The sequence below is a fragment of the Acinetobacter sp. ANC5681 genome (genome assembly GCF_023488045.1).
GTDB lineage: Bacteria > Pseudomonadota > Gammaproteobacteria > Pseudomonadales > Moraxellaceae > Acinetobacter.
The window spans coordinates 1-26,794 of the sequence record NZ_JAMFKZ010000029.1 but is presented as its reverse complement, the minus strand read 5'-3'; the positions used below and the strand labels follow the sequence as shown (position 1 = coordinate 26,794).

The 26,794-nt window shown below is 41.6% G+C and carries 18 protein-coding genes and 2 pseudogenes; 12 read left to right on the top strand and 8 right to left on the bottom strand.

The genetic code is table 11. The annotated features are described in order from the left end of the window. Positions 1–151: 151 nt before the first annotated feature. Together M5121_RS13315 and M5121_RS13310 are read right to left on the bottom strand one after the other, a co-directional pair. A complete protein-coding gene (locus tag M5121_RS13315; protein WP_249571415.1) occupies positions 152–1,897 on the bottom strand; it encodes a sensor histidine kinase in 1,746 nt (581 codons plus the stop codon). 104 nt (positions 1,898–2,001) lie between these two features. Beyond that, positions 2,002–2,721: a response regulator transcription factor gene (locus M5121_RS13310; RefSeq protein ID WP_249571414.1), complete on the bottom strand. Its 720-nt coding sequence runs from the start codon at positions 2,719–2,721 to the stop codon at positions 2,002–2,004. Between the two features lie 230 nt (positions 2,722–2,951). Here M5121_RS13310 and M5121_RS13305 point away from each other — a divergent pair, with 230 nt between their 5' ends. After that, entirely contained in the window at positions 2,952–9,335 is a 6,384-nt protein-coding gene (locus M5121_RS13305; protein ID WP_249571413.1) for an ESPR-type extended signal peptide-containing protein, read from the top strand. A gap of 19 nt (positions 9,336–9,354) precedes the next feature. Here M5121_RS13305 and M5121_RS13300 read toward each other — a convergent pair. Beyond that, positions 9,355–9,627 (bottom strand): annotated as a pseudogene (locus tag M5121_RS13300) (tyrosine-type recombinase/integrase); the annotation flags it as partial. A gap of 150 nt (positions 9,628–9,777) precedes the next feature. Here M5121_RS13300 and M5121_RS13295 point away from each other — a divergent pair. The 5 genes from M5121_RS13295 to M5121_RS13275 all read left to right on the top strand — a co-directional run bounded on the left by M5121_RS13295 (position 9,778) and on the right by M5121_RS13275 (position 14,564). After that, a complete protein-coding gene (locus M5121_RS13295; protein ID WP_249571412.1) occupies positions 9,778–11,394 on the top strand; it encodes an alkaline phosphatase in 1,617 nt (538 codons plus the stop codon). A 14-nt stretch (positions 11,395–11,408) separates the two neighbouring features. Beyond that, on the top strand, positions 11,409–12,920 hold the full coding sequence (locus M5121_RS13290) for an alkaline phosphatase (protein ID WP_249571411.1): 1,512 nt from the start codon (positions 11,409–11,411) through the stop codon (positions 12,918–12,920). 87 nt (positions 12,921–13,007) lie between these two features. After that, positions 13,008–13,403 carry a transposase family protein gene (locus tag M5121_RS13285; protein ID WP_039889777.1) on the top strand — a complete coding sequence of 132 codons (396 nt, stop codon included), beginning with the start codon at positions 13,008–13,010 and terminating at the stop codon, positions 13,401–13,403. Then, positions 13,351–13,821 carry an IS5/IS1182 family transposase gene (locus M5121_RS13280; RefSeq protein WP_005399975.1) on the top strand — a complete coding sequence of 157 codons (471 nt, stop codon included), beginning with the start codon at positions 13,351–13,353 and terminating at the stop codon, positions 13,819–13,821. Before M5121_RS13285 ends, M5121_RS13280 begins: the two co-directional genes overlap by 53 nt. A 17-nt stretch (positions 13,822–13,838) precedes the next feature. Next, the gene (locus M5121_RS13275; protein WP_249571410.1) at positions 13,839–14,564 is read left to right on the top strand and encodes a hypothetical protein; all 726 of its coding nucleotides are present in this window, start codon (positions 13,839–13,841) and stop codon (positions 14,562–14,564) included. Between the two features lie 73 nt (positions 14,565–14,637). On the opposite strand, the gene M5121_RS13270 is transcribed toward M5121_RS13275, so the two are convergent. Together M5121_RS13270 and M5121_RS13265 are read right to left on the bottom strand one after the other, a co-directional pair. Continuing rightward, complete coding sequence (locus M5121_RS13270; protein ID WP_249571409.1) at positions 14,638–15,639, bottom strand: helix-turn-helix transcriptional regulator; 1,002 nt, start codon at positions 15,637–15,639, stop codon at positions 14,638–14,640. Further along, complete coding sequence (locus tag M5121_RS13265; protein ID WP_163141003.1) at positions 15,636–16,562, bottom strand: diguanylate cyclase domain-containing protein; 927 nt, start codon at positions 16,560–16,562, stop codon at positions 15,636–15,638. Before M5121_RS13265 ends, M5121_RS13270 begins: the two co-directional genes overlap by 4 nt. A 324-nt stretch (positions 16,563–16,886) precedes the next feature. On the opposite strand from M5121_RS13265, the gene M5121_RS13260 reads away from it, so the two are divergent. The 6 genes from M5121_RS13260 (at position 16,887) to M5121_RS16020 (ending at position 23,778) form a co-directional block, all read left to right on the top strand. Continuing rightward, positions 16,887–19,373, top strand: a complete 2,487-nt coding sequence (locus tag M5121_RS13260) for a TonB-dependent receptor (RefSeq protein ID WP_249571408.1) — start codon at positions 16,887–16,889, stop codon at positions 19,371–19,373. Between the two features lie 76 nt (positions 19,374–19,449). Then, the gene (locus tag M5121_RS13255; RefSeq protein ID WP_249571407.1) at positions 19,450–21,429 is read left to right on the top strand and encodes a phytase; all 1,980 of its coding nucleotides are present in this window, start codon (positions 19,450–19,452) and stop codon (positions 21,427–21,429) included. Positions 21,430–21,523: 94 nt separating this feature from the next. Further along, a complete protein-coding gene (gene tolQ / locus M5121_RS13250; RefSeq protein ID WP_249571406.1) occupies positions 21,524–22,222 on the top strand; it encodes a protein TolQ in 699 nt (232 codons plus the stop codon). 12 nt (positions 22,223–22,234) lie between these two features. Next, on the top strand, positions 22,235–22,681 hold the full coding sequence (gene tolR / locus M5121_RS13245) for a protein TolR (protein WP_153569929.1): 447 nt from the start codon (positions 22,235–22,237) through the stop codon (positions 22,679–22,681). Next, complete coding sequence (locus M5121_RS13240; protein WP_171501449.1) at positions 22,678–23,442, top strand: energy transducer TonB; 765 nt, start codon at positions 22,678–22,680, stop codon at positions 23,440–23,442. Before tolR ends, M5121_RS13240 begins: the two co-directional genes overlap by 4 nt. Before the next feature lie 120 nt (positions 23,443–23,562). Further along, positions 23,563–23,778, top strand: a complete 216-nt coding sequence (locus tag M5121_RS16020) for a transposase (protein ID WP_153569930.1) — start codon at positions 23,563–23,565, stop codon at positions 23,776–23,778. On the opposite strand, the pseudogene tnpC reads toward M5121_RS16020, so the two are convergent. From tnpC to M5121_RS13225, 3 genes and pseudogenes are all read right to left on the bottom strand, one after another. Next, a pseudogene (gene tnpC / locus M5121_RS13235) lies at positions 23,726–24,445 on the bottom strand (IS66 family transposase); the annotation flags it as partial. The gene M5121_RS16020 and the pseudogene tnpC overlap by 53 nt on opposite strands. A gap of 4 nt (positions 24,446–24,449) precedes the next feature. After that, a protein-coding gene (locus tag M5121_RS13230) for an IS3 family transposase (protein ID WP_249571405.1) occupies positions 24,450–25,603 on the bottom strand; the annotation gives its coding sequence in 2 pieces (ribosomal slippage) (positions 24,450–25,369 and positions 25,369–25,603; 1,155 coding nt in all). Positions 25,604–26,049: 446 nt separating this feature from the next. Then, positions 26,050–26,598 (bottom strand): hypothetical protein, encoded by a 549-nt coding sequence (locus M5121_RS13225; RefSeq protein ID WP_249571404.1) that lies wholly within the window; start codon positions 26,596–26,598, stop codon positions 26,050–26,052. Positions 26,599–26,794: the final 196 nt, after the last annotated feature.

Here is a 26,794-nt window from a genome sequence, read left to right as displayed (position 1 = left end):
AGATGTTTTCATGCAGAATCTCCTGCTTTGATCTTAAGAGAAAATTCTACTTTTACATCCTTTTATTTTTAGGGGGGATTACCCATTTTTCAAATTATGGAATTAGTAGTGCTCTTTCTCGGAAAAAGTTTGCAAGTAATGAAAATAGAAGCTAAACAGGCAAGCAGGCCTTTAAACAGGTTCTTCCAGCCTCGGATTGAACCGTAAGATGTCCACCCAGCCGCTCCAGACGTGTTTGCATACTTCTTAGCCCAACACTCATTCCTGCATTTTTAACAGCTTCTACATCAAAGCCAATGCCATTGTCTTCAATGTCCAGTACCAGTTGCCCATTGGAGAAAGACAGGGCGCATTTTACCGATGTTGCCTGACTATGTTTCAGGATATTGGTCAGGGCTTCTTCTGCGACTCGAAGCAATGTTAAACACACCAGCGGAGTTGGCTGTTTTTGCCATGATTCAGGAAAAGACCATTTTGTTGTGATGTCCAGCTCATCAAACAGTTGAGTGAAACGATGCCTTAAAGGCGCTCCCCATAAAATGGGTGTGTCAGGCACTTTGGCACCTGTACTTGAACCACTGTCAATCACCTGCCGCAAGTCGTCCCTTAGTATTTTGAGCATGGATAAAAACTGTTGATTGCTGAGATTGGCCTGGCTTTGATCGACTGTGACCATTGATCGGACGAGGGAACCCCCCAAACCGTCATGTAAATCATGGGCAAGCTGTAAACGTTCCTGTAGTTTGGCATTGTCCAGTTCAAGTTGATGTTGGGTATTGAGTGAAAGTGTCAACTCATTTTGGGCTTCAAGAATATTTTGTTTGAGTGTCTGGTTAAAGTTTTCAATTTCTCTTAAATTTTTGGCTAAACGTAATGCCAAAATAATCGCAATGAATAATGTGGTTAAAGGTGCGGTATAAGGCATTAACATGAAATGACTTATCCCTTTTATTAAAAACAACACATCATGAATACTCACGATAATAAAAAAGAGAAATACAAATGCCAGTAAATAAGCTTCCAATAATTTGGAACGATAGGCAATCCATTGATAACTGATAAAATTTATTAATAGAACCAATAAGCCAAGGAAAAAAGTACCCGAGATAAAATTGTATAGCGCGGTATCAGGTAACAGTATGGCCATGCCAATCGCAATGAATAGCATCAACAATAAAATTTTTTCTAAACGTGGAAATTTGCGTTGTGCCAAACGCCATGCGTAAAAACAGGAAAATAGGCTATAAGCAAAAAAGCAGGTGATACTGATACGAGCGATTTGTAATGTGGTTAAACCGAAAGGTGCTTCTAGCATAACGCTATTAAACACCACCATGCTCCACATGAGCGTTACCAAGGTAAACCAGCCAAAAAGTTGGTCTTTACGATGAAAAATCCAGACTAAAAAGGCAACAAGACCCAAAGTGAGTGAGGAAATTAAGTTCAGGAACATTAAGACACGTTGTTGATTCCAAAAGACCTGAAACTTAGGCATCACCTCAGTTGCATCACCTAATAAAACCTGACCTAAACCTGAATTCTGCGTCTTAACTCCGACGACACGTACCCAGACAATATTTTCACCCTGTTTAAGGATAGAGGAGGGTAAACTCCAGTAACGAGGCATATTCCAGCTACGGGAAAGTGGTTCAACTAAGGATTGATCTTGCCATAACAGGTCATCATTAATGAAAACCTGACCAGCCATATTGATATAGCTAATCACAATGGTGATTGGTTTTTTTGTTGTGGTTGGACACTGATAATCCCACACGATTTTGTACCATGTACTGCCCGTATAGTAGAACTTACGCTGATCCCAATGATCGGGCAATTTTACATTTTGCCAACCTGTTTCAGGACGTTGAATACCATCTTGCCCAGTGGCTTTTGCCATTTGGATTGACTGAATGTTTGCAGTGCAATTGACTTGCTCAGATGCGGAAGATTTTGCAAAGGAACTTTGCGCCAGAATAACGAGCCAGCATAGGCACAGATATTTTATAAAATACCTAATGAACGTGCGGTATTGATGGCTTTGGATCTGCTGCTGACCGACAGCTTTCGGTAAATATGCTTGATATGACATTCGATTGTATATTTTGATAAATGAAGAAAATCGGCGATTTCTCGGTTGGTCATTCCCTGAGCAACTAGTTGTAGAATTTCAAATTCCCGAGTTGAGAGTAAATTATTTTGTTCTGCCATCGCCACATCTTTTACTTTTTGTTCAAATGGAATTTTTGACAAAATTTGTTGGGCAATAAATGGGTCAATGGGTGCTCCACCACGTAATATACTACGAATTGATAACATGATTTCGAAATCATCCCGTTCTTTTAAAAGATAACCCGTTGCACCCGCCTGTATCGCTTTTAAAATAGTTTCCTGCGTACTCCATGCCGAGATGACCAAAACAGGTGAGACCTCATCGGTCTGTCTTAAATTTTCTATAAAATCAATACCATTGCCATCGGGTAAACCGAGGTCAACCAATGAAAAGGAAATTGGGTACTGTTTAAGCATGTCTATTGCCTCAGATAAGGTCTGGGCAAAAATAAGGGCGTCTTCTGCATAGCCAATTTCTAACAGTATTCTTTTTAAACGCTGTTGCATGACGGCATCGTCTTCCAGAATAAAGACAGGTACAGGCAAGATCAACTCAGTTTGAGAGAGATGAACCATAATAAGACTTAAAAAGTGATTCCCAGTTTCTAGCATAGGCACAATACAGGGTTTTGGCTATCACTGTAATTTGGTATTTTAGGTTTTATTTTGACAAAATTTGTCATTTTGAGCGTATTTATTTCCCATAAAATTTTAGTGATTACCTATATAATCTTTGTTTAAAAATAATTACCATTCGTCAAAATACCAGTTTTCAGTGATATACAACTTCGTATGTAATGCTTTGTAATTGTACCTAATAGTCAAAAAAATCTGGTACAGATATGAATCACATCTTTAAAAAAATCTGGAATAAATCACTGGGGCGTATGATTGTTGTTTCGGAGAATGCCAAAAGTGCAGGCAAGACCGATAACACGACAGGTATACAACAAAATAGCCTAAGCAATGTTCAGTGTGATGAACAAGGCAAAAACGAGGTTCTTGTCTTTAAACCATTTGTATTCAAAAGTTTGGTACTCAGCATTGCAACAATTACAGGAAGTCATGTTTGGGCGGGGAATGTTTGTGATGGCAGTTTAAGCAGCACAGCAGAAGGGTCGTCCGCTTTTGCTTGTGGTCGTGATAATATCGCATCGGGTGCTCGTAGCAGTGCGGTCGGTTATCACAATATCGCATTGGGTAGTGATAGCAGTGCGGTCGGTTATTACAATGACGCAGTGGGTCGTTATAGCAGTGCAGTCGGTAATCAAAATACCGCATCGGGTATATATAGCAGTGCAGTCGGTCATAACAATAAAGCATCGGGTTATGCGAGCAGTGCAGTGGGGGTTAGTAATGCCGCATTGGGTGATAATAGCAGTGCGTTAGGTTCAGCGAGTGGTTCTGCGTACACATTAAGCAGAGATCCTGTCACAGGAAAAATTACAGTCGCTGGTATTGAGGTGGAGACCACTGGCGGTACAACCAATATTAATGACATTATCTCATTTACTGCCAATGGCGTAACGGTCACAAATACAACACAAGTGGATGATTTTAAAGCCGCACTACAAAGAGGAGCAAATCTTGCGATAGGCGATGGTGCTAATGCGGTGGGTTATCAGAATGCTGCATCGGGTTATGCGAGCAGTGCAGTCGGTCGTAATAATACAGCATCGGGTGCTGTTAGCAGTGCATTAGGTTATTTAAATAACGCATCGGGTAGTGATAGCAATGCAGTAGGTTATAACAATAAAGCATCGGGTAGTTATAGCAGTGCAGTCGGTTTTGACAATATGGCATCGGGCTTAGGCGGCAGTGCATTAGGTAATAGCAATAAAGCATCGGGTCATGCGAGCAGTGCGGTCGGTTATCAAAATACCGCATCGGGTTCTAATAGCAGTGCAGTCGGTTATGAAAACGAAGCATCGGGTTTTACTAGCAGCGTATTTGGTAGTAACAGTAAAGCTACGCATACAGGCGCAACGGCTTTAGGTAACGACTCTGAAACTGACCGAGACAACAGTATTTCGGTTGGTAAAGCAGGTGCAGAAAAACAAATTACCAATGTTAAGGCAGGTACGCAAGGCACAGATGCAGTCAACAAACAACAACTCGATACAGCGATTGCAGGCGTTTCAGGTGGCGCAGTCGCCAGCGACAACTACGCTCGTACTGCAACCGATACCGCTTTAGGTTCAGCCAAAGGTTCAGCACATGCAACGACAACCACGGCAGGAAAAATTACCGCAGTCGGTGGCATCACAGTTACTACAACGGGCGCGGGCACAAGTCTGGATGATATTGACTCCTTTACAGCCAATGGTGTCGCAATAACCAAAGCAGCCAACCCAACCGCAGTTGCAGCGTTTATCAATGCAGCCAAAAAAGGCGGAAATATAGCGGTTGGTAGTTACAGTAGTGCAGTAGGTACAGCAAATATTGCATCGGGTAGTTATAGCAGTGCGGTGGGTACGTTAAACTTTGCTAAAGGTCAATATTCTACTGCAATGGGTATGGAGAACTATACTCAAAATCAATCCAGTGCTGCGGTTGGTACACGGAAAATACCAAATCAGGCACTTACTCCTTTTGTAACAGGTGGTGTGATTACTTCGGTAAATGGCATCAATGTCACTGCTACAGGAAGTAGCCTCAATGATATTACTCATATCAATGGTACAGCCGTAAATGCAACGGAGCTAAATGCCTTTTTAGAACATTTGATTTGGGGTGGCAATCTTGCTTTAGCCGATGAAAGTAGCGTATTTGGTGTGGGTGGTATTACAACGGGTAACCGCTCAACCGCCATTGGTTTTGACTCTTTGGCTGATGAAGCCAATACTGTTTCAGTCGGTCGTGCAGGCGCAGAAAAACGGATTACCAATGTTGCAACCCCAACCAAAGCGACGGATGCAGCCAATAAAGGTTATGTAGATACTAAATTTGCGAGTGTAACAGGTGGCACAGTCGCCACTGACAACTACGCTAGTTCTACAACCGAAACGGCTTTAGGTTCAGCGAGAGGTACAGCACATACAACTACACTCACATCAGGAAAAATTACCGCAGTCGGTGGCATCACAGTTACTACAACGGGCGCAGGCACAAGTCTGGATGATATTGACTCCTTTACAGCCAATGGTGTTACGACAACCAAAGCAGCCAACCCAACCGCAGTTGCAGCGTTTATCAATGCAGCCAAAAAAGGCGGAAATATAGCGGTTGGTTCTTATAGTAGTGCAGTAGGTACAGCAAATATTGCATCGGGTTTTTCTAGCAGTGCGGTGGGTTTTAATAATAACGCATCGGGTTATTATAGCAGTGCGGTGGGTTATATGAATACCGCATCGGGTAGTAATAACAGTGCGGTGGGTTATGTGAATATTGCATCGGGTTGGTATAGCAGTGCGGTGGGTTATAGGAATGAAGCATCAGGTTTGGGTAGTAATGCCGTAGGTGGTAACAACCTAGCGAAAAGCCAAGCTAGCAATGCTTTTGGTATTACAAATACCGTAGATCATGGTGCATCAAACACAAATCCCTTTATTAGTGATAATAGTAGTAGAAGGACAGCCAATGCCTTTGGTAGTGTCAATAATGTAACTGGTGCAGGAGCAACCGCAGTCGGTTTAAAAAATACTGCATCAGGTGTGGTCAGTAGTGCATTTGGTACAGGTGCAACTGCCAATAGAACTGGATCAATTGCCTTTGGTGGTTGGTATGACCAAAATGCTGATAATGAAATTGATGATGCAAGTTTAACCGCATCGGAAACCGCAGCAGCGACAGGGGTAAGCTCAGTTGCTATTGGTGCAGGTGTGACCGCAACGGCTAACCGTAGTAGCGTATTTGGTGTGGGTAGCCAAGCCACAGCATTAAATGCTACCGCCATTGGTTTTGACTCTTTGGCTGATGAAGCCAATACTGTTTCAGTGGGCCGTAGTGGTGCAGAAAAACGCATTACCAACGTTGCAGATGCTGTAAATGCCAAAGATGCAGCCAACAAAGGCTATGTCGATACCGCATTAAGCAACTTTACAGGCAATACCGATACCGTTTTATACGACACAGGTACAAGCAAAGCAACTTTAACCCTTGCAGGTGCAAGCGGTACAAAAATCACCAATTTACAGGACGCCACTTTAGACGCAAACTCTAAAGATGCAGTGACAGGTAAACAGTTACATGCGACGAATACGGCTTTAACGGATGGTTTAGCATTAAAAGCAGATCAAACTGCATTAACTACAGGTTTATCTAACACATTGGCGGATGCAAAAACCTATGCAGATACAGGATTGGCAACGAAAGCATCACAAACTGATTTAACCACAGGCTTGGCTGCCAAAGCGGATAAAACCGCATTTGATAGTTTAAATAATAAAGTAACTGATGCAGCAACGGGTTTGGATAGCAAAGCATCGACAACAGCATTAACCACAGGTTTGTCTAGCACATTGGCAGATGCGAAAACCTATGCTGATACAGGATTGGCAACGAAAGCAGATCAAACTGCATTAACCACAGGCCTATCTAGTACATTGGCAGATGCGAAAACCTATGCTGATACAGGATTGGCAACGAAAGCAGATCAAACTGCATTAACCACAGGATTGGCGAATACCTTAACTGATGCAAAAGGTTATACCGATGTGGAAGTTGGTAAACTGGATACTAAACTTGGTACAGAAGTTGGCAACTTAAATACAGCCATTACCAATAGTGCCAATACGATTAACACCCGTATTGATGGTGTGGATACCCGAATCGGCAATGAAGTGACTACCTTAAATACCAAGATTGGTACAGAAGTTGGAACACTGAATACCCGAATTAGCAATGAAGTTGGAACGTTGAACACCACAATTTCAGGAATTGATGGACGAGTCACGACTAACACAAATGACATTGCACTGTTAAAAACCAATACAGGGAATCTTGCAGCAAATGCAGTGATCTATGATTCAGCAACCAAAGACACAATTACTTTGGCAGGTACAAACGGTACGAAACTTACAGGTCTGCAAGATGCAACATTAGATTCAACGTCTAAAGATGCAGTGACAGGTAAACAGTTACATGCGACCAATACCAGTGTTACAGCATTAGATGGACGAGTCACAACTGAAGTCGGTAATTTAAATACAGCGATTACAACCAGCGCCAATACGATTAATACCCGTATTGATGGTGTAGATACGACAGTTGCAGCTTTAGATACCCGAGTTGGAAATGAAGTTACCGCTTTAGATGGCAAAATCACCACCAATAAAAATGCAATCAGCACTTTAGATGGAAGACTAACAACTGAAGTTGGTACTTTAAATACAGCGATTACAACCAGCGCAAATACGATTAATACCCGTATTGATGGTGTCGATACCCGAATCGGCAATGAAGTGACTACCTTAAATACCAAAATTGGTACAGAAGTTGGAACACTGAATACGCGAATTAGCAATGAAGTTGGAACGTTGAACAGCACAATTTCAGGAATTGATGGACGAGTCACGACTAACACAAATGACATTGCACTGTTAAAAACCAATACAGGGAATCTTGCAGCAAATGCAGTGATCTATGATTCAGTAACCAAAGACACAATTACTTTGGCGGGTACAAACGGTACGAAACTTACAGGTTTGCAAGATGCAACATTAGATGCAACGTCTAAAGATGCAGTGACAGGTAAACAGTTACATGCGACCAATACCAGTGTTACAGCATTAGATGGACGAGTCACAACTGAAGTAGGTAATTTAAATACAGCGATTACAACCAGCGCAAATACGATTAACACCCGTATAGATGGTGTGGATACCCGAATTGGCAATGAAGTCACTACCTTAAATACACGTGTTGATACGACTAATACTGCGTTGGTTCAGGCATTAGGTGGAGGTGCGGCATGGAACAATAGTGTATTTACAAATCCAACTTTTACAATCCAAGGAAAAGCTAAAAATACAGTGAGTGATGCATTCATTGCAGTTGATCAACAATTAGGTGCAATTAAAACCTCTGTATCAGATTTAAAAACACATACAGACCAGCAAGCTGTATCTAATTTGAATGATGCAAAAAATTATGCAGATCAACAAACAACCACTGCATTAAATAATGCAAAAGGCTATACAGACCAGAAAACCACATCAACCTTAAATGATGCAAAAAGCTATGCAGACCAAAAGGCGGTTGATGGTAAAGCCTACACAGATCAGCAAACTGCATCGACACTAAACAATGCGAAAAATTATGCTGACCAGAAAGCTGCCGATGGCAAAGCCTATACTGATCAACAAACTGCATCTGTACTTAATGATGCAAAAAGCTACACAGATCAAAAAGCGGCATCTTCTTTAAGTGGTGCAAAAGATTATACCGACCAGCAAACGGCATCGACACTTTCCAGTGCGAATAGCTATACCGATGGCAAAATCGCAGATGTGCAAACTCAAATTATAGCCAGTAACCAGTTTGTTCAGGTGAATGGAGTAACTGATGCCCAAGCTGCTTCGGCAACAGGTGAAAACTCGGTTGCAATTGGAACAAATACCGTAGTGACAGGTCATCGCTCAACTGCTGTAGGTGTGGGTAATCAGGTTTCAGGTAATGGTTCTGGTGCCTTTGGCGATCCAAACACGGTATCTGGAAACGGTAGTTATGTTGTGGGTAATGACAATAAAGTCACGGGTGATAATACCTTTGTGCTGGGCAATAATGTCGATACTCAAGCCAAAAATGCAGTGGTATTGGGTAATGATTCTGCATCGGATCGTGACAATACGGTATCAGTTGGAGCAAAAGGCAAAGAACGCCAAATCATCCATGTGGCGGATGCCGTTGAAGATACCGATGCAGTGAACTATCAACAGCTAAAAGCAGCAGAAAAATCGACCAATAACTATACCAATGAGCGTGTAAATGCCTTAAACAGCGCATTCAATGATTATCGTATGGAAACAGAACAGCGCTTCCATAAAGTGGATGAACGTTTTAACCGCCAAGGTGCCATGACTGCTGCGATGATGAATATGTCAAGTAGTGCTGCCAGTGTCAAAGGACAAAATCGTGTCGGTGTGGGTGCTGGCTTTCAGGGACAGGAACAGGCGGTGTCAATTGGCTATCAACGGATTATTAATGATAATACCTCACTCACCATTGGTGGCGCATTTACCAAGGAAGAAAGTTCGGGTGGTGTAGGCGTTGGTTTTGGTTGGTAATACTTTAATCTAGTTATTTTTAGATACAAAACTTAGCCCAATCCTTCATTAGTCCTTTACGTTTCTCTAAATAAGCTCCACGTAGGTAAGCAGCTTCTACTTCATCAGGAAGTTTGTGGGCAAGAACATGCTCACAAACTTCTCTAGGGTAATCAGTCTTATCTGCCGACCAGTCACGGAATGTTGAACGGAAACCATGTGTCGTGATCACGCGTTTTTGTTCTGGATCAATATAGCCTAAGCCATTTTCTTTGATTTTTTATTTATGCATTGGTTTGATCAATTTTATTAAATATGTTTCAGACAGTATTTTCAGTCAAATATAGAAAGTATATGGAAGCTGATTGAACTATTTTAGCAAGTAAATGAAAAAGTAGTTAAATGTCATCTTATTTAAATATCTGCGGCGTATGTTTCAGCCATCTTTAGATGGGTTGATGCAATGCTCGGTTTTCTTGAAAAATTCCAATTAAAAACAATCAGTGTGGCATATATAAGTTTGAGTGCTTTATTTCTCTCCGCTTGTCAAAGTAGTGATTTAATGCAAGCTCAACCAACTCATACAGTACAACTACTCAAACAACAAAAAGTCCAACAACCGAAACGTGTAGTGTTTTTCTTGGGTGATGGTATGGGCATTACCACGCTTACCGCTTCACGTATTTATGCTGTTGGTGAAGATGGTCAGTTGGCGATTGATCGGCTGCCTGAGTCTGCTTTTGTTCGTACCTTTTCTGAAGATGCACAAGTCACGGACAGCGCACCTTCGATGGGTGCATACATGACCGGTGTGAAGATGAAAAATGAGGTGATCTCGATGCAGACAGGCACGATTGCAGTTGAACCTGATTCAGTAGGGAATAACCAGTGCGGGACTAACCCACAAAATAAAAATAAGCAAAACACACAAACTTTACTTGAATTAGCCAAAGCGAAGGGTTGGGGGACAGGGGTTGTGACCACAACGCGGATCACGCATGCCACACCAGCATCGACTTATGCGCATATATGCCACCGTGATGCTGAAAATGACATTGCATCACAGTTGGTCCCGAGTTCAAAAGGCGATGATTATCAACACTATAACATCAAACTCAAAGATGGAGTCGATGTGGTTTTAGGTGGAGGTAAGCGTCAATTTTTGCCTAAAGATTCAGGTGGAGAACGTACTGATGGGCGCAATCTAATTACCGAGATGCAAAAGGCAGGCTACCGCGTGGTTTTTGATGAAAACCAACTGTCCCAAGTGCAACTGGCGAAAAATGAAAAATTATTGGGTTTATTTAATCACAGCCATTTAAATTACGACTTGGATCGCACCAAGAAAAACTTGGCAGAGCCGAGTCTAAAGCAAATGACGCTGTCTGCTTTAGACATCCTGACGCAAAATAAAAAAGGTTTTTTCTTGATGGTGGAGGGCGGGCGTATAGATCATGCGCTGCATGACACCAATGCCAAACGTGCTTTACAAGACACGATTGCCTTAAATGATGCTTTAGAAGCAACCATTCAAAAGCTTAAACAAAGTGATCCTGAACTTAAAAATACACTGATTGTAATCACAGCCGACCATGATCACACCTTGGTTTTAAATGGTTATGCCAAGCGTACAGGAAAATACGTCGAAGGTAAGGAAACCAGTGTGCTTGGATTGGTAAAAAACTATGATCAAGCGGGCTTTGCTCAAGATATTCATGGTCAACCTTATCCGATTATCGGTTTTGGTACGGGCAAAAAACGCCCCACTCAAAACCGTATGGATGACTTGGTACTGAACTTAAAAGACACTGATGTCTGTCATCCTGTACAAGGGCCAAAGGCACCACAAGGTGAAAAATATAGTTTCACCTATCCTTTGGCTGAAACGGGTTGGTGTACGGGCACTGCTGCGGATGATTTCCAACAAGAAGCTGTGATTCAAACGGGCTATAAAGATAAAGAAACACATGGCGGTGCAGATGTGTTTTTAGGTGCGATTGGTCAGGGAGCCGATCAGTTCTCAGGTAGCCTTGAAAATATTGAGGTCAATCACCTCATTCGTAAGATCACAGGCTTATAGCAGAGGGATATCACATGAAACCTACTTTAAAAACCATCCCATATATGATGCTTCTGCTTACAGCGTCGATTTCTTCAAGTGCTTTGTATGCTGCGGACACCACAGTTACACCGACGAAAAGCGTTATATTCTTTTTAGGCGATGGCATGGGACCAACCACAGTGACGGCAAGTCGTATTTATGCTGTGGGGGAAAATGGCAAACTGGCCATGGACCGCATGAAGCACGCAGCACGGATTAAAACCTATTCTGAGGATGGTCAAACCACAGATAGCGCTCCCTCTATGGGCGCCTATATGACTGGGCAGAAAAATAAAAATGAAGTGATTGCCATGACAACAGGAACGGTTGCGGTCGAACCTGAAGAAGGAAAATTGCCGAATGGCAAAAGCTTAGCGAAAGCCATCAACCGTTGTCCAGAACAGGGCAGTAGTATGGTCGCAGGGATGCCTGCGTTAAGTATTTTAGAACTGGCAAAAAAGCAGGGTAAAGCGGTTGGCGTAGTGACGACGACCGAACTCACCCATGCCACACCTGCGGCAACCTATGCACATATCTGTCACCGTGATGCGCAATACGATATAGCGCTTCAAGCTGTTCCAAAAGGTAAAGCCTATAATCCAAACTTATTGGATGGCATTAATGTCCTTATGGGAGGCGGCTTAAATCATTGGACGCCTTATGATGCAGTCTCTAACCCCAAAGGGCGCTTGGATGGTCGTGATTTATTGGCAGAGTTTAAACAGCAGGGTTATCAAACCGTTTTAAGCCAAAGTGATTTGGCACAGACGGTCAATACTCAGAAAATTTTCGGCGTATTCTCCACACAGTCGCATTTAAATTTTGATTTGGACCGACTTAAGAAGAATATAGAGACTGAACCGAGTCTGGCGGCGATGACCAGTAAAGCGATTGATGCACTGCAAGCACAGAGTCATGGACAAGGCTATTTCTTGATGGTTGAGGGTGGGCGTATTGACCATGCGCTACATGCCAATAATGCCAAACGGGCATTGCAGGAAACCAAGGCATTTAATGATGCAATTCAAACTGCACTGGATAAAGTGGATTTGAGCAATACCTTGATTGTTGTGACGGCAGACCATGACCATGTGATGACCTTTAATGGTTATGCCGCACGAACGGGTCAAACGACGGAAACTAATCCAGGTATTTTGGGGCTGAGCTATGACTATAATATTGCAAAAGAGCAAAATGCTTATAGCAAAGTGCTGGCTGATGGCCAAGTACATAATCCATACCGCGATGTAAATGGGGCAACAGGAACGACGCTTGTTTTTGGAAATGGTACGGGTAAACGTTTAGATATTCGTGACAGTATTAGCAACGAGCAAGCCTTTGCTGACGACTATAAACAAGAAGTCGGGGTACAACTGACGAAAAGCGAAACACATGGCGGCGGAGATGTGATGCTGTTTGCTGAAGGAAAGAATTCAAATCTATTCAAAGGCACACAAGAAAATACATGGGTATTTGAGCAATTGAAAAAGGCGTTTGGATTTTAATAGATCTCTTTCATAAATCAAAAAACGACCTATCTATTGCTGATTATTTGTACCGAAGAATCTTAAACATTCAGGCATAATCTTTGAATGAAATACATCTATTCAAAGAAGCTTTCTGAAACACAGTTTAAGCGATATACCGGCATCTCATGGTCAACCTTTAATTTAATGGTTGAGCAATTGAAAATGCATGTTCCTGCCAAAGGTAGACCATCTAAATTAAGCCTAGAAGATCAGATTCTCTTATGCTTAAGCTATTGGCGTGAATACCGAACATTATTCCATGTCGCAACAAGTTATGGCGTGTCAGAGCCCACTGCTTCAAGAATCGTACACCATGTAGAGGACTGCCTCATCAAGTCCAATTTATTTAATTTACCAAAGCATTTGCCTGAAGGCGAAGGTATTGACTGGAATGTGGTGATCGTAGATGCCACAGAAATTCCAATACAAAGGCCTAAAAAAACAGAAGAAAAGCTATAGTGGTAAGAAGAAGGCACATACTTTCAAAGTTCAAGCCATTGTTCATTATAAAACTCAGCAAATTCTGAGTTTATGCACAAGTCGTGGTGCTGTACATGATTTCGAACTTTTCAAACGCAATTTGAATCAGATTCCTGCAAGTGCCTTTATACTTGCAGATAAGGGTTATCAAGGGATTTACACAGTGTATCGAAATAGCCTATTGCCATTAAAAGCAAAAAAACGCTGCAAACTAGATCCTGAGCTAAAGCTTTACAATCGAGAAATTAACAAAAGAAGAATTGGCATTGAGCATGTATTTGGCAGTTTGAAAACCTTCAAAATCCTTGCTGAGCGATATCGCAATCGAGGAAAAAGATTGGGATTGAGGTTCAATCTAATTGCTGGGATCTATAATTTGGAACTGAGTAAAAAATGATTTATGAAAGAGGTCTAATGGATACAAGATTAATACGGCCGTTCAAATTCAAAATGAAGTTCTTAGCATTGTCTTTCAGTCTGCTCAGTCCATGGGTATGGTCGGCAGATGAATATCGTATTGATTATCAGATTGAACGGTTGGATACCAATGGGGTTACGACCATCCAAAAATACAGTGAGAAAATGATTCGAGATGCGCAAAATATTTGGATTGAACGTTTAAACACTCAAACGCATGCTGACAAAGCCCAGACACATAGCAACACTCAAGTGTCTGCCAAAACAGAAACCCATGAGCATGTAAGTTTTGACCATGCAATTCAGTGGATGCAGCGCAAAGATGTAGTCGAGCAAGTAAATGTAGTGAGTCCTTTTCAGCGTTTTTATATTTTGCCAGATGAAAAAATGCGGGTGCAATTGCAGGATGTTGATCAAGAAATGCTAGGGCTGAAAAACTGTTGGCGCTGTGAATATAGTTTGATTCATCCTGATATTTTAAAGCGAGCACAATTGATTCAACGTGATTCGAAGTTAGCGCATTATCAAATACGCAGTGCTGGGCAAACGTTGAATATTATATGGAATGAACAGGATCAACTGGTTCAAAAATATGAACTGCTCAAGCCGACGTCGGGCTATGCCAAAACCTTTACCGTGCGCAAAATTGGCCAACAAGTTGCTACACCTTGGACACAAACAGAAAAATACAGCGAACGTGACTATGCGGACTTTAGTGATTAGCCGATGAGTTTTTGACTTTTAATTTCGACGTTACAATAGAAATACCCGTGATTTTTTTGGGAAAAATAAGCGCTTAGGACTGTGCCGCTTGTACGGTTAAACCACTCCACCGCTTAAACGCACGTCGAAAATTAGTGGCATCGTTAATTTGTAAATACTGAGAAATCTGTTCAGTTTTAAAACCATGTACACGATATAAAATGATGGCAGTATGCAAACGACTTTGATCGAGTTGCGCCTGAAAATGGGTCTGATGCTTTTTCAGTTTACGTTTTAAGGTGGCAGAACTCATTTGAAAATAGTCAGCGGTTTGTTCAAGTTGAATATTATTTTGAATATTCTGCATTAAATATTGGTGCAAACTGAGCAAAAAACTCTGTTGAATATTTTGAGCTGTCATTTCTTTCAGCGCATATTGATAACTGATTGCAGCTAAGGTCGAAGAGGCATTGGGAAGTTTTTCATAAATCAAATCGCGAGGTAGGCTCATCATGTTGATCGGGCGATTAAACTCTAAAGCACTGCCTAAATGTGTCCAATATTGTTCAATATAATCCGGTTCAGAAAAATTAAACTCGAATTTCCACGCTAATTTGGCTTGGTACAGTTGACGGCTAAACGCTTGTACTGCACTCATTGCGCTTTCGATTAAAAAGCGATTTTCAAGCTTGTTTTCATCTAACCAATAAATATGAATATGGCTTTGACTGTACATGAGTCGAGGGCATAACCAAGGTGAAACGGACGCGGAAAATGTTAAATAACGGCTAAGTGCCTCATCGAAGGTCGATGCATAAAGCATGGATTTAATGGCGTCATTAAAGGGGGTGGTTAGGCTGCGTTGACCAAATAAAAAACTGATGTCCTGATTGCGAAAACACTGCTCAGCATTTGTTAAAACCTGTTGTAACTGTTGTTGACTAATTAGTTTTTGCCCCGAAAAGATATCTTCTAAGAAAATACTGCTGCCACTGAGCAGGACGTGATGTTCGACTTCATGACTCGCTGCCAAATCAATTAAAATAGACAATTGATGATGCGCAGGAATGTAGCTGTAGTCGCATTCAAAGCTCATACCATGACTCGCTTCGGTGAGTAGTACTGCTTCACTTGGAGCAATTGCTGATTTAAGGCACTCAAGAGTTGTTGGGCAGTTTGGTATTGTCCGACAGCGCAGCAGGTCGTGAGTGCTTTTAGAGGAATGTGCACGGACAGATCACGTTGATAATAAGCACTGACCATAAGCATGCGTTCAAGTTGAGCAGCCATTTTTTCAGCCTGTTGTAGCTTAGTCTCTGGTAACAACATAATAAAACGATCTCCTGCGAAGCGGCAGAGCAGGTCTTGTGGTCGTAAGTTTAAGCTAATCAATTGTGAAACATGCTGTAAAATAGATGTGCCTTCATCAAAGCCATGTGTTTGATTAATCTGATTAAAATTATGCATATCTAGCAGTATGACGGACATGTCGCTGGGTTCATGCAAGTTTTGCTCGATTGCGGCTTTGAGCTGTGTTTTAAAATAATGAGCATCGGCCAAAGGGGTGAGTGCATCGAATAAGCGATGATCCCGATAAATACGTTCTCGTTTTTGCATGTGTTTAGAAATTGCCTGTTCTTCTTGATGCCAAAAATAAATCCCGATGGTAAATAGATACAGTCCAATTGGAAAAGGAATGGACTCAAGCCATGCATCCCACATGATTTCTTTAGGCAGGCGAATAAACTCATCTAAGCTGTCCATCCACATGTGGAAAAAAATAAAACACAGTCCATAAAAGATATAGTTGGTTACACGGCCCAAAGGACGGCTTTTAATAATAAAGAAAATCCAAATACCAATAAAAACAGTTGCTCCCCCTTCACCTAAAATATCGACCCAGTTCCATTCAGCAAATGACTTGCTCTGCCCAAGTAAGATAAACAACCAAAGGGATAAGCTACAGGCAGTCGCTACACATAATAAAGGCCAGCGGTAGTAAGCAAAGTATTTAGGCATAGCATTTTTTGAAATGATTTATTTTCGCCCAAGCTAAACAGATTTAGATGACAGTTTGATGGCAATGGCTAGGGTCAAAATAGATCAGGGTATTTTTGATTTTTGAGAGTAAAAATGCTGAAAAACCCTATCTTTGAGGTGAATATGCATCATTCTGTATGCTCAGTATTTTCTCTATACAGATCAAATTAGCTCATTTTTTGCTGAAAAAGGCCAAAAACAAATAAAAAGGACAGATCGTAAAAGGCACTGTCACATCATGTTCACATTCAATTTCTATTGTGCGTTCAAACCATGCCACTTTGGCTTGAGGGGAAAAACATAATGCAAAATAATCAGAGCCGTTTCATGAAACATAAGCGTGCGGGTTTTCAGCTCAGCACACTGGTCCTGTCAATGCTGAGCATGACGCATCTACATGCCGAAGATAACACGGTGGAATATGTACAGGTCATTGGTCAAGCTGCAAGTATGGATAAAGCACTCAAAGAACAAAAACGTGCCGACCAAATCAGCAGTGTGGTACATGCCGATGGCATTGGACAATTACCCGATGACAATGCCGCAGAAGCGTTGCAACGGATACCAGGTGTATCTACAGAGCGTGACCAAGGCGAAGGACGTTTTGTTTCCGTTCGTGGTTTAGGCGCTGACTTAAATGCAGTAACCATCAATGGTACTTTGGTTCCCGCGCCTGAAAGCGATCGCCGTGGCGTAGCATTGGATGTCTTACCTTCAGAGCTAGTACAGTCATTGGCTGTGGTGAAAACGCTGACACCAGACATGGATGCCAACTCATTAGGTGGTACGGTGCAGGTTGAAAGTTTATCGGCTTTTGACCATGACGGTTTGTTTTATACGGGAACGATTGAAGGTGGTTATGATGAAAAACGGGAAAAATATAGCCCTAAAGCATCTGGTGCTATCAGTAATCGTTTCAGTGTTGGTGAGGGGCAAGACAACCTTGGGGTGGCACTGGCACTGAGTTATCAAAACCGAAAATTTGGCTCGGACAATGTTGAAACGGGTGGGGCTTGGGATGGTGACGCACTTGAAGAAACCGCAATGCGTCAATATGACATCGAGCGTGAGCGCATTGGTGCGGGTTTAAACTTTGATTACCGTCCGAATGACACAGGCGAATACTATTTAAGAACTTTATATAGTCGCTTTAAAGACACTGAATCACGTCAGGAAGTGGCGGCTGAATTTTCTGATCCACAACTTGCAGGCCAGCGTGGTGATGCAGAAGTGACTCGTTCACTGAAGAGCCGTGAAGAAACACAAGAAATACAGTCTTTTGTCCTCGGTGGTAAGCAAGGTTTTGGCACGTGGACGGTGGAAGGTCAGCTCGGTTATAGCGAAGCATCGGAGGAAAATCCAGGGGGAATTTCGGGGGCAAAATACCAAGGTGATTTTAGTAATGTTGGATTTAATAGTACGCAAAAACCTGTAATTACGGCAGACCAAGATTTTTATGATGCGGCCAACTATGAGTTAGATTCGGTGTCGTGGGAAAAATCTAAAACCACCGATAAAGAATACAACGGTAAATTAGACTTTTTGAAAGACTATATGCTGGGGAATTATGCTGCTGCATTGAAGTTCGGCGGAAAAATCAGTCAACGTGAAAAAACCAACAATACCGATGAATGGAAATATGAAGATCTCAGTACGTCAAGTTCAGATTTCAATTCAAACAGCCATTATGAACTGGGTCAGTTTGGTCCAACCATTAATAAAAACGCTATTAAAGATAAAATCAGTGGATTAAATCCAAATGATTATGTGGTTGCTGACGGTTCAATCATTAATGACTTTAAGTCGAATGAAGACATACAAGCGGCTTATGTCATGAATACCGTTGATTTGGATCAACTGCGTGTGATTGCAGGCTTACGTTATGAAAATACCAACTTTGAAGCACGTGGTTTTGAGTTCAATGATGATGTGATTACTGCGACTAAATATGAAAATGACTATGATCATTGGTTGCCGAGTTTACATTTGCGTTATCAATTGGCCGATAACGCATACCTCCGTGCCGCTTGGACCAATAGTGTGGTCCGTCCAAGCTTTGCGCAAAGTGCACCAGGTGTCTATATCGATGGTGATGAAGCTGAGTTTGGTAACCCAATGTTAAAGCCTTTAGAGTCTTCTAACTTTGATCTGGGTGTAGAAAAGTATTTTGGCAAAGCCAGTATGGTGGGTTTCTACGCATTTTATAAAGATATCGATAACTTTATTTATAACACCAATATTGCAGGAACAGGGCAATGGGCTGACTTTGATGAAGCTATTACCTATAAAAATGGTAATGAAGCAAAACTGTACGGGATGGAGTTTGCCTACTCACAAAAGTTTGACCATCTAGGAGCGCCTTGGAATGGTTTCTTGCTGGGCTTTAATACGACCTTTAGTAAGTCAGAAGCAGATATTGATTCGATGAAAGATGGCGAACTTCTGAGCCGTCGTATTCATTTACCAAACCAGTCGGATGTGGTGGCGAATGCCATGATTGGTTGGGAAAATGAGCGCTTTGGTGTACGACTTTCAGCAAATTATAAATCGAACTATTTGTATGCATTAGGTGATATCGACACGCCAGAAAAAGACATTTATACCGATGATCAAATCTTCCTTGATTTCAGTAGTCATGTGAATTTATCTAAAAACTTACAATTGAAGTTTGATGTGCAAAACATCACCGATGAAACTTATTACAACTATGCAGGCTCTAAGGCTTATAACGCTCAATATGAAGAATATGGCCCAGCATACAAACTTGCACTGACCTACACCCACTTTTAAGTCGAATTAAATTTAGTTCTCAGGTTTGCTCAGCAGAAGCAGACCTGAGTTTCCTTGCCCAATTTTGAGTGTCTCTATGAAATTTTCATCTTTTAAATTGTCTGCTTTAAGCAGTTGCTTACTGTTACTAGCAGCATGTAGTCAACACAGTATGCCTCAGCCTACGCAGAGTAGCCAGTTGTTAAGCCCAGTTGAAATACCAATAGATCAGCCCATGGCAGCGAAGTTGCAATTACGTGAAGTCGACATGAATGGGGCGAAAACTGAGGATGTGCAATGGTTAACCTTGAGTGCATGGCCTGAAGTTGCCGCACTGTTGAGCAGTAAAAATAAAGGGCTACAAATTTTAGATGATCAACAAAATGTACTACATCAAATTCAAGGTCAGTTTGGGCGTTTTGATTATCGGATTGGTTCGGAGCGTTTATTGATTGCTGCGTCAAATGTGCAACAACAGCAAATTCAACTGATGAGCATGAACTTAAAAAATAAAGCATGGGACAAACCTAGCTTCATTCCAAAGCGTTCATTTAAGTCTGAAGATGTTTGCCTATATACCGATGCTCAAGGGCTGAGTTTTGCTTTTTTAGTGGGTGAAGAGGGGCTTGGTGAGCAATGGTTGGTGGCTCAGCATGAAAAGGCTTTGGTTCAACCACAGTTGGTACGTCGTCTTAGTTTTCCACCTGCCAGCAGTGTATGCAAAGTGAATGATGCCACAGCAGAACTGTTCATTAATGAAGCCAGCGTTGGCGTTTGGGCATATCCAGCTCATTCTGAAGCAGATATGGTGCGTCAACCAGTGGATCTTGTGCAACCTTTCGGTTCGATTCAAGGTTCACCCTCTGCAATTGCGATTGTAGATGATCATATTGCTGTACTCGATGCAGAAAAACCTTTGCTTTATCGTTATCAAAAGCAAAATAAGCAATGGAAAGCACAGCCACCCTTACAACTAGACACGGTGAAAGAAGCAGAGACTTTGAGTGTTCAAGGTAATTTAACCGATAAATCCTTGCTGATTTTAGATGATAAAACCGTGAAAGTGACAGATGTGGAATGGGAAACTCACCCCCAGATCAAAACCCAAAATATCATCACTATTCCAGCAGAAGTGCAGACGGAGGGTGTGCCAAGTACAGGTGACGCGGCTGATGATCCTGCGATTTGGCATAACGCTGCACAGCCGAGTCAGTCCCGTATTTTAGCGACAGATAAACAAGGTGGTCTACAGGTTAACGACTTACAGGGCAAAACTGTGCAGTACTTGCCAGTAGGGCGATTGAATAATGTCGATGTACGCCACGGTTTTAAATGGGGCAATCAGACAGTCGATTTGGCGGTGGCATCGAACCGAGATCATAACAGCCTGCATCTCTTTGCGATTCAACCCAAAACGGGCAAGGTTTCTGTGCTTGGCGAGTTAGCAACCACATTGGATGATATTTATGGCATTTGCATGTACCGCGACGCTCAAGGGGAAATTTATGCCATTCCCAACGATAAAAACGGGACTTTTGTTCAATACCATATTACGGCTGCACAACAAAAATTACGGGCTGAAGAAGTACAACGTTTTTCAGTGAAAACACAACCGGAAGGCTGTGTCGTAGACGATATCACAGGGCGTATTTTCTTGGGTGAAGAAGATGTCGCGGTGTGGGTAAAAGATCTCAACCGAAAAACTCAGCTTCCTATGCAGCAGGTGATTGGTGTAGGAGAGGTGATGCATGATGACATTGAGGGGATGGGACTTTATCACGGCAAAAACCAAAGTTATTTGGTGGTTTCAAGCCAAGGCAATGACAGCTTTGTGGTACTTGATGCCGCTGCACCTTACATGGTTCGTGGCGCATTTCGTATAGGCATCAATACCGACAAAGGCATTGACGCTGTGTCTGAAACAGATGGACTAGATGTGAGTTCCCTAGATTTTGGTGGCAAATGGAAGCAAGGCATGTTGGTGGTGCAAGATGGACGTAAACGGATGCCTGAAACCAATCAGAACTTTAAATATGTGCCGTGGGAAAAAATCGCTCAAGCCCTGCATTTGGACTAAATAGCGCTTTAGTACATAGGCTGGGGCAAAGAGTCACAGCCCATTTTAAAAATATACATGTACTGCACCATGCAGTAAAAAATTGGAGTGCGTTATGCAAGCAACAATGGATCAAATGTCGGTTTGGATGTTGATTAGCCATGCCAGTGTGTTGGTGAAAGTAGTGATGTTGATTTTGGTTTTATCCTCAGTAGTAAGTTGGTATTTAATCGTGCGTCAGGGTATGTTACTTCGTGGACAAGAGCAGCTTTGGAACCGCTTTTTAAAGAATTTTAGACAGCAAAAAGATCTCAATCTTTTACAGCAAGATTACCAACAGCCTGAACAACAGAAAGGCGTAGTCAGCATTTTTCAACATGGGGTGGATGAATACCATCAATTGATCAAAGATGAGCAACTCACTACAAGTGATGTGATTGATGGGGTAGAACGTCGTTTGCTCAGCAGCATCAGTGAAGAAGAAGAAAAGCTTCAGCAAAATCTGACCTTTCTTGCAACAGTCGGTTCAGTCAGCCCGTATATAGGCTTATTTGGAACGGTCTGGGGCATTATGAATGCGTTTATTGGACTGTCTGCCGTTGAACAGGCAACCCTAAATACAGTTGCGCCTGGGATTGCAGAAGCGCTGATTGCAACAGCCATTGGTTTATTTGCCGCTATTCCTGCGGTCGTGGCGTATAACCGCTTTTCGGCACGTGCTGACAAGCTTTCCAGTCGTTATTACGGTTTTGCCAATGAGTTGCAAACGCGTATTTATCGTTTGTTGGGGCACACTGAGCGCGCTTCGCGTTAAGGAGCAACAGCCATGATTAAGCGTCCTCAAAAATTAAAACCCAATGCTGAAATGAATGTGGTTCCTTATATTGATGTCATGTTGGTGCTATTGGTGATTTTTATGGTGACTGCACCGATGTTGACACAAGGCATTCAAATTGATTTGCCTAAAGTGGATGCCAATGTCATGCCCGCGTCACAACAGCAGCGTATTGTGACCTTATCTATTCAAGCCAATGGTCAGTATTACTGGAATATTGGTTCGGAAGTGAATACTGAGAAAGTTACGGATCAGGCCATTGATTTAGCCAGTATGCAACAAAAGCTCGTTCCGATTATTCAAAAAGATAAAAGCCTACAGTTTTATGTGCGTGCCGATCAGGATGCCGATTATCAACTGGTTGCACAGGCCATAGCATCCTTGCAAAAAAGTGGGGTAACGAACTTGGGGCTAGTGACAGAGGAACCACAATCATGATGACAACCGTTTCCAAAATTAGGTTTCGTGATCAAGGTCTAGCGCTTTCGGTCACGGCTGGATTGCATATTGCGCTAATTGCATGGTTATGTACGGTTGAGATGCATGAAACATTGGCGGAACCCAAGCCGAAAACCATTCAATTACAATTTGTGCAAATACCACCTCCTGCCAAACAGCAACCACAACCTAAAAAGCCTGAACTGATAGTCGAAGAAAAACTGCTACATGAGCCTGTCCCAAAAAAACAGATTGTGAAACCTGCTGAAGTTCAACCGAAAACCACCAAGAAGTTTGTAGAATCACAGAGCAACAAAATTGTACCTACAGCGGCTAAACCGACACAGCAAGTCATGACAGAAAAGCAAACGGCAGCAGCTGAATCTCAGAAAACAGTAGATACGCAGTCTCAAGCGGATATACCAACTCAGACCAAGACCCAGAAATCAGTAGAACCTAAAGCACAAACTCATCCTGAAACATTTGATGTTAAAAATTATCAACCTGTTACAAAAATAGCACCAGCCTATCCTGAACAAGCTTTGGATCGTAAACTTGAGGGGGATTGTACGGTGGTGTATAGCGTGAACGAAAAAGGACGGGTAGAAAATCCAAAAGCACAAGGCGATTGTCACCCGATGTTTGTACGACCTTCGATTCAGGCTGCACTTAATTTTAAGTATCAGCCGAGATTAGTCGATGGCAAACCGACCAGTGTGTCAAATGTTAAAAATACCTTCCAATATCGTATTGAAAGTTAATTTTATTCCGTGGGCGCCATAAATTCTCCTTTAAGCTCTTTTCATTTCTATATTTTTCAATTGCTCGTACTCTTCTTGCCGATAATATTTAGTAGTAAATTCAATATACTATACGATTACATGGTTATTTCTGCTCAAAAAAACAGTAAAAATATCATAGAAGCTATCTTATGGAAGCTATGTACGGGTGCGACATGGCATGATATTCCTCAAGAGCTCTGTCCTTTGCAAACTGCTTACAATCGATTTCATCGCATGCGTCCGCTGAATCCCATACCAATTTTTAATTCGGTTCAGGTTTCCAGCGGTGTGGCAGCAATTCTTCAATTTGGGTGACTTTGTGTGTCGGCAGTCTTTGCAGCACATCACTTAAATAGGCATACGGATCCAAGCCATTCAGCTTTGCTGACTGGATTAAAGTCATGATATTCGCCGCTCGCTGACCGCTGCGCAGCGAGCCAGCAAACAGCCAGTTCTTACGTCCCAAGGCCCAGGGGCGCATTTAGTTCTCAATCCCTTGCGCAGCAATGCTGCTCATATCTATAGGCAAATTGCCATCATCCAGATAGCGGCAGAGTGCCTGCCAACGTTTTAGGCTGTAATTGATCGCCTTGGCAGTTGGAGAACTCGATGGCACCGTCAGATAATGTTGGTTGAGCCATTCATACAGTTGTTGCATCACCGGTTGACTATACTTTTGCCGATATTCGCGGCGATGTTCTGCTGTACCATCGGTCTTTTTCCTGAGTTCGGCTTCTATCGCATACAGTTTCTGAATCAGCACTAATGCCTGTTCAGCAACCTGACTTTTCCCAGTTACATGCAGTTCATGGAATTTACGACGTGCATGTGCCATGCAGCCCACCTCAATGACCGGGCCTGATTTAAAGCGTGCTTTATAACCACTGTAATCATCACAAACCAGATGACCCTGCCAGTCTTTCAGGAACTCTTCAGCATGCTGGCCAGAACGGCTATCCTGGAAGTCATAGATCACCGCCTTGATCCTAGACAGTATCGTGGACAACAAATCCCTCTAAATTCTTAAAATATTTCTGTTCAAAGGCTTCTGGGCTTAACCAGCCGTTTGCGGAATGCCTTCTGACCCGATTGTAATAAATCTCAATATAGTCAAACAAGACAATATTCGCTTCTTTTCGAGTGGCAAACACACTGCCATGGACCACATGACCTTTCGATGTATGAAAGAAGCTTTCGGTCACTGCATTATCCCAACAGTTTCCCCTGCGTGACATACTTTGAACGCAGTTATTCGTCAATAATAGCGCCCTAAAATCACGACTACAGTACTGTGAGCCTTGGTCCGAATGCACCCCCATTGGATACCCCTGACGAGCCATTGCATAATGAAACGCATCACACACCAATTGACGGTCTATTCGATGGCTAGTTTGCCAACCGACAATACGACGGCTGAATAGATCCAGCATCACACATAAATACAGCCAACCTTGCTTAGTACGGATATAGGTAATATCCGTTGTCCAGATCTTATTGGGTTCATTGACCGTAAATTGACGATCCAACAAGTTAGGCGCTGTAGGCAAACGATGGTTTGAATCAGTCGTATGCTTGTATTTACGTGCAATCCTGCTACGTAAACCAAGCTTTTTAAGCATTCTTCCAACGGTTCGTTCGTTCATGCTGTAACCTAAATCATGCATGTCATGTACCAATGAAGGTGCACCCAATCGTGCATGATGCTGCCAATATACGGCTTTTAAATCATTATATTTCTGCGCTGGATTGGCCTGGCGTTTTCGCCAGGCATAATAGCCTGAAGTGCTGACACCCAGGCATTTACAGGCAGAAGATACAGTGACTTCATTCACATCCAGATCTTGAATTACCGTGTACTTTTCTTGGCATGATCTGTCAGAAAGTACACATGCGCTTTTTTTAAGATGTCATTGGCTTCCTTGAGCTGTTTGACTTCTTTCTCTAATTCCACGATCCGCTGTTGTTCTGGTGAAAGTTGACGTTTGCTTGAACCCACTGGATTGGCTTCACGAATCCATTTGTCTAAGGTTGAATAACCCACACCTAATTTCTGGGCGATTGCAGCTATAGCTTCGTGGGAGTTTGAAAGTGCATAATCAATCGCTTGCTGTTTAAATTCAGGACTAAAACGTTTAGCCATTTCTTGAGTCTCCAAAGATTAAAGTTACGTTATCTTTAGAGGGACGTGCTGTCCATTATTTTGGCTAGGTTCAGAACGATGATTTTTTATTAAGGATTTTGACACAAAATTTGGCACAAACGTTAAAGCCTAATAGATTCTAACGTATTATAATTTATTGAAAAATAATGAATTAGAATTTAATAGAATCTATTAATGTTATTTTTGTAGAGTTCGAATCTCACCGCTTCCGCCAAATATTTAAATAAGCCCTTGTTTTTACAAGGGCTTATTTTTTATCTATGTGTTTACCCCTCAACCTACCCCTCATCAAACTTTGGATTGAGTCGAATGATTTAGTACTCCATAGGATACGAACAATGAGTAATGATCTGTACTTTCAGTGTAAGCTTTAAAGATCATAGCGTAATAAAGAAAGCCAAATTTCATACCTATTTTCGTTAATATTAGGATATATAGTTATCAACATCATCAACAATTTTAGGTTGGAGTGTTGAGACGGGTATTTTTGACTGTTTAGGTGTTTCATTCTTTTTTTCGATTTTTTTCCTGTTTTCTACTGGTCTTTTGTCAAAGTTTCTTTTATTCCATGTGCTTTGTATTTTTTCTAAAACCTTAGAATATGCTTTTGAATCAATAAAAAACCAAAAGTTTAATTGTAAAAGCACTAGTTCTTTTTTTTCTTCTAAGGTGATTGGTATATAAGGAAACTGTGTTTTTTTATCAAGGTAATTGTATAGCCATTCAATAAAGGTCTTATTTGATATCTTTTTATTGATAATGATATGTGATATTTTTTGTATTTCATCATAATATTCTATTATTACTTTTAAGTCATTAATAAATTCTAAAGGTAGGGATATAAGTTTATGTTTACTAAAATTTAAAATAATTTCTTTATTAGCCTGAATGATGGGGTTTTTAAAAAATTCTTTATTTTGAAGCGAAGGGAGTTTCTGGTAGAGATCACACTTGTAATTGTAATCTCCAGACAAAAAAATATTTATTTCTAATCGAATTTTCCTTAAATTGGATATATGGTTTTGAGTAGTAGCTAAATAAAAAATAGCAAAATTTTTATCATTATTTATTAGGGTTAATAATCTTTTTGATGTGTGCTGAATTAGCAGGAGACTTTCACTTGGGAGATTCTAGGCAGCTAACCGATAAAAGTCTTCTGCATTTGATTTG